A 5,542-nucleotide genomic window follows, 5' to 3' on the forward strand; every position below is an offset into this window, starting at 1 on the left:
TCGCAATGTCGCTTGTATTCGTGGCGATATCGGATGTATTTGTGGCGATATTGGCCGCATTGGCAGATACGCCCGCGCTGTCGTCAAGGTCGCTCAGGTCCACCGTTACGTCCGTGGCCCCCTCGCTGATCGTCAATATGTTGGTCGGGGCATCGAGCACCGCTCCGGTGATGTCATCGTCGGTGGCAGCGGCAAGCTCGGCGTCCGTGGCGAACACACCGTCAAGGTCCTGGCTCAACGTACCACCTCCGTCGGTCACGGTTATACTGGTACCGCTAAGACCCACTGCCGTGTTGTACTCGTTGCCCACGTTGGTGTCCGCATCCGCGGCGATGTGTGTTGCGATATCGGAGGCGTTGGTGGCAATGTCACTGGTGTTCGTGGCTATGTTCGCTGCGTTTGTCGATATATTGCTTGTATTCGTCGCAATGTCGCTCGTGTTGCTGGCGATGTTCGTCGCATTGGTTGAGATATCGGAAGTATTGGTGGCGATGTCGCTGGTGTTGGTAGCGATGTTGGCTGTATTCGTTGAGATGTTACTTGCATTGGTAGCAATATCGGATGTATTCGTGGCGATGTTCGTCGCGTTTGTTGCTATATCACTTGTGTTCGTTGCAATGTCGCTCGTGTTTGTTGCGATGTTCGCAGCGTTCGTTGAGATGTCGGAAGTATTGGTGGCGATGTCGCTGGTGTTGGTAGCGATGTTGGCTGTATTCGTTGAGATGTTGCTTGCATTGGTGGCAATATCACTGGTGTTGGTGGCGATGTTCGCCGCGTTGGCCGATACCCCGGCACTGTCGTCCAGGTCGCTCAGGTCCACCGTAACATCCGTGGTCCCCTCGCTGATCGTCAATACGTTGGTCGGGCCGTCAAGCACCGCACCGCTAATGTCATCGTCCGCAAGACCATCAACATAACTTTTTGTTGCCGCATCCTGCGGATTGGTTGGATTGGCAAGATTAATGATTGCGGAACCTCCAGCATCATTACCTTGTGCTAATACTTCTGAAAGATTTTGGTCGTCAGTATCCGTATCAATCAATGCTGCCAAATCGGCCAGAGCCACTGAAAAATTGTTTCCATCCGAATCTGTAATGACCAAATTTGTGTTTGTCCCATCTATCCCAAATGAAGAAACCGTGGTGTTTGTATCGGTGATGGCATCACTCAGACTACTTAAGTCCACATTCACACTACCACCATTTTCAAGGCTCAATGTTAAAATATTGGATACGCCATCAAAGTTGAATCCTGTTAACTGCTGGTCATCGGCAGATGTCAATTCCCAAGAGTTTCCATCCCAAAAATAAATGGTGCCCGTGCCAGTGTTCACATAAATGTCCCCAGTGTCAGCACCTGTAGGTGTTGTAGCACCTGCACCGGTTACAAGGGTACCTTTTAAGACCTCGCAGTTGCATTGGTCCTGAAGTGTAACCGTGGTTTGTGAAAAGGCAAATCCAGTGAAAAGTAGAAACAGTACGGCAATTATGCTCTTCTTCATGAGGTTGTTATTAGTTGAGGGTACTTTAATACTGTGTTTTTTGTGATTTATGCTGTAATACTTCGGGGTAAATTCCACGATGGAACACTTCGAATTTTACAACATGCTACAAAATTACCCTTACCTATAGGGGAAGAAAATAATTGTTGTGTAGGGCTAATTTCCAACTGTATAGCCATGGATTTATGAGGTGACCCAACCAAAAATTTTAAAGTTTCCTTAAGACAGTTTATCGATTAGTGCCCATATTGCCTATACCTATGAAAGGACCAAAAAATTGATTTCCTGAAATTTTTTGAAGTTTTTTCCTACATTTTATTTTAATACTCTACACGTCGCTTCTTGATTTTTAGCAAACAAAAACCCACCAAATGGTGGGTCTATTTATAACTTAAATTATGGGAATTGTTCCTCTAATCTATCATTCGAAAATGATGAATTCCGATCTACGATTCAATTGATGCTGTTCACTACTGCAGGGAACCCCATTGAAACATTCGTTCACCAATCGGGTTTCCCCAAAGCCTTCTCCTTGAAGTCTATCGGGAGAAATGCCTTTTGAAATCATATATTGAACGGTAGATTCTGCTCTTTTTTGGGATAACCAAAGGTTATAGGCATCCGCTCCCCTACTATCGGTATGAGAATTGACCTTAATCTTCAAGCTTGGATATTTCTCCATGGCCACGATCACTTTCTGAATCTCTATTTCGGCGTCGGGACGAATGTTGAATTTATTCAAGTCGAAATAAATAGTACTCAGTTGCAGTAGTTTTGCCAAGTCATCACCGAATCCACCTGTTACAAAATCGCGCTCCAAATAGAAATCGATAATACGTGGTTTTCCATAGGATTTATATAGGTATTCTTCCGCTGGAACGTATCCATCCCGGGAGGCCCTAACAAAATTACCTTTGGAACAATCGAGCTGCAAGAAGTAATTTCCGTTGGAATCTGTTATGGTTGAGGATACTTCACGGTTTTCTTCATCGATTACCATAACGGTAGCCCCTGGAAGCACTTCATTGGAAATGCGGTCGCGCACAGTACCCGTGACATCTTGAATGCAATCCAAAACGAGTGGCTCATTTTCCACAAAGGCATAAATGTCATCATCGCCCATACCGCCTTCCCGGTTGGAAGCGAAATAACCTGTTTTGGTATCGGTATCATAGATGAATGAGAAGTCATCTCCAGGCCCATTTACTGGTTTGCCGACATTGACAACTGGCTGACTGTAATCGTCAAAAGCTATTTTGGTAGCAAAAATGTCCAGTCCGCCCAGCCCCTGATGGCCATCGGATGCAAAGTAGAGCACCCCATCATCTGTAATAAAAGGAAAGGTTTCACGTGCCTTTGTGTTGATATTCTTTCCCAAGTTTTTAATGGGACCGTATGTACCATCACCTATTATATCCGTCATGAAAATATCCGACTCCCCTTCACTTCCGGGCATATCGGATACAAAATACAGGCGCTTTCCGTCGGGACTCAGCATGGGATGCGCCACGGAATAGGTATCACTATTAAAGGGTAGTTCTATGATATTGGTCCATACACCGTCCACATTCTCCGCACTATAAATTTTAAGACGGATGATACCTTGCTCATCCCTTGATTTTTTTCCATCCAAGTAGTTGTTGCGGGTAAAATACATCATGGAACCGTCTTTCGTGACTACTGAGGTGGATTCGTGCAATCTTGTATTGACGTCTCCATCCAATTTCACCACTTTGTTATCGGATACGCTATCTGCATTCACTTTATAGAGGTCGAGAAAATCCCTTGAATTCCATGTGTGTCTGTATCGGGCCAAATTTCCGGTATCCCTGTCGGATGCGAAAATGAGCCCCTTTTCATAATAGGAAGCGGCAAAATCGGAATACTTGCTATTGTAAGCAAAGGGTTTAAGTGTGTATCTACCTGAATTCTTCTCGATTTTGTCCATGTAATCCTCATCGAACTCTCCGGTATAGGCCGCAGTCAAGGATTTAAACTCTTCCATCAAACGATCGGCTTCGTCATACTTGCCCTCGGACTTCAAACTTTGGGCGAAACGGAAGATATATTCCACTTCCATCTCGTCCGGATAGGTATCGGCCAGTTTTTTGTATATTTCGGCAGCTTCTATGTACTTAGCATTAAAATAGTAGGCATTCCCCAGCTTTTTCAGCAACTCCGGGGACGAATAGCCTTTATCCAAGACTTTTTTGTAGATGTCTATGGCAGGACTAAAAGAATATTCCCGGTACTTCTCATCCGCCTTTTCCATGGTCCTGGCAATCTGTTTCTCTGGGATGGAATCCTGTGCCCGAAGTCCAAAAACACTTCCGGTTAACAGCACCCATAAAATGAGTATTCTTTTGTGCATCCTAACTTAAATTAAAAGAATCTTGGTGAAACGGTTCTTTGAAATCTCTTCAACAATTCCCATCTCAAGAATATCTCAAAGGAACCATCGTTAAACTGGGTTCCGCCCAATTCCGTTGTCTCGCGATCATAGGCCAATCCTACCATTAGTTGCTCGGTCAATTGAAAACCAACCAAGCCACTCACGGCTGCATCCCAACGATAGGCCGCCCCAAAACTGAATTTATCGGCAAACAGAAAACTGGCGGATAGATCCAATTGTAATGGCGCACCACTTACAGCCTTGGTCAATAACGCAGGCTTAAACTTTAAATCGGGACTAACATCAAACACATAACCGGTAATCAAATAGAAATTGATACGCTCGGCCGATAGGAAATTAACGGACCCATCGGAATTATCATTGTCGAAATATTCGGATTCCAAGACGTTTGGCGCAGACAAACCTGCATAGAACTTATCGGTATGATAATAAACTCCCAGACCAAAATTCGGGTTGAACCTGTTGTCGATATTGTTCTGGGCCACCACTTCTTGATCAAAATTTCGAAGTTTGTTAAAATCCAGACTCAACATGTTGCCTCCCACCTTTAATCCAAAAGAGAGTTTGGCATCCATGGAAACGTCGATGGTGTACGACATGACTGCATCCAAATAGGTTTCTTGGACCACTCCATCCCCAATGTTATCGTTAACAATGGACACTCCATATCCCAACCTACTGTTGCGAATGGGGGAATGCAAATTCAAGGTAAAGGTTTCCGGAGCACCATCCAAGCCCACCCATTGGGAGCGATAAAGACCAGCAAATGTCAATTGTCCCCTAGAACCGGCATAGGCAGGGTTTACACTCAGGGTATTGTACATGTACTGGGTATACTGAGCATCTTGCTGTGCAAAAAGCCCATGAATTGTTGTCACAAAAAATAGTAACGGAATAAAAATTTGTTTTCTTACCATTCTCTCAAAAGTTACCTGCTTATATAGATGTATTCGGAGTCTGTAAAACTTCCTTCATCCGTTTCATAATTAAAGATATAAAAATATACCCCTGCCGGAAGGTACTCGTTGACGCTCAAGGTAGACCTACTCCTAGATCTACCATCGAATACGTTTCTCACATTGTCATAATTTTTCCCTTCATATACAACAACACCCCAACGGTTGAATATTTTAAGGGTACTAGTTTTGATACGTTCCACCCCTCGAATAAATAGGAAATCATTTTTAAGGTCACCATTGGGTGTCAACATTTGATTGACCTCTATTTTAGAGGCAGCATCATCTTCTATTACAACGGTGACAATTGCGGTATCACAATTGTCCACATTGGCAATTTCACAAATGGTGTAACTGATGGTATAGGTACCTGGTTGAGTTCCTGAAATTACAATGATGGTTCCGTCATCGTTTATGGTCAAAACATCGGTAGGTGTAGATGTCAAAATCACATCTTCCGAGGTCACCGGTTCACCGTTAAGGGTATCGTTGGAAAGCACGTTACTGTCCGGTACAATGCCTCCCGAGGTATCCGAAACATAGGAATCGTCCATAGCATCGATTGTATTGCCCATGCCCTCTTGAACCTCAACGGTCACGGTGGCCGTATCACAATTGTCCACATTGGCAATCTCGCAGATGGTGTACTCCACGGTATAGGTGCCTGGCGCA

Annotated in this window: 4 protein-coding genes; all 4 read right to left on the reverse strand. The window is 44.4% G+C overall.

Annotated elements, in window-relative coordinates; translation table 11 throughout:
- Positions 1–1,501 (reverse strand): beta strand repeat-containing protein (locus EO131_RS17095; protein ID WP_164731634.1); only part of this gene is annotated, 1,501 nt, incomplete at its 3' end.
- Between the two features lie 421 nt (positions 1,502–1,922).
- The gene (locus EO131_RS06455) at positions 1,923–3,872 is read right to left on the reverse strand and encodes an OmpA family protein (protein WP_127020093.1); all 1,950 of its coding nucleotides are present in this window, start codon (positions 3,870–3,872) and stop codon (positions 1,923–1,925) included.
- Positions 3,873–3,883: 11 nt separating this feature from the next.
- Positions 3,884–4,831 carry a PorP/SprF family type IX secretion system membrane protein gene (locus tag EO131_RS06460; protein ID WP_127020095.1) on the reverse strand — a complete coding sequence of 316 codons (948 nt, stop codon included), beginning with the start codon at positions 4,829–4,831 and terminating at the stop codon, positions 3,884–3,886.
- 11 nt (positions 4,832–4,842) lie between these two features.
- Positions 4,843–5,542 (reverse strand): gliding motility-associated C-terminal domain-containing protein (locus EO131_RS06465; RefSeq protein WP_164731635.1); only part of this gene is annotated, 700 nt, incomplete at its 5' end.

This window comes from Flagellimonas beolgyonensis, assembly GCF_003992615.1.
GTDB lineage: Bacteria > Bacteroidota > Bacteroidia > Flavobacteriales > Flavobacteriaceae > Flagellimonas > Flagellimonas beolgyonensis.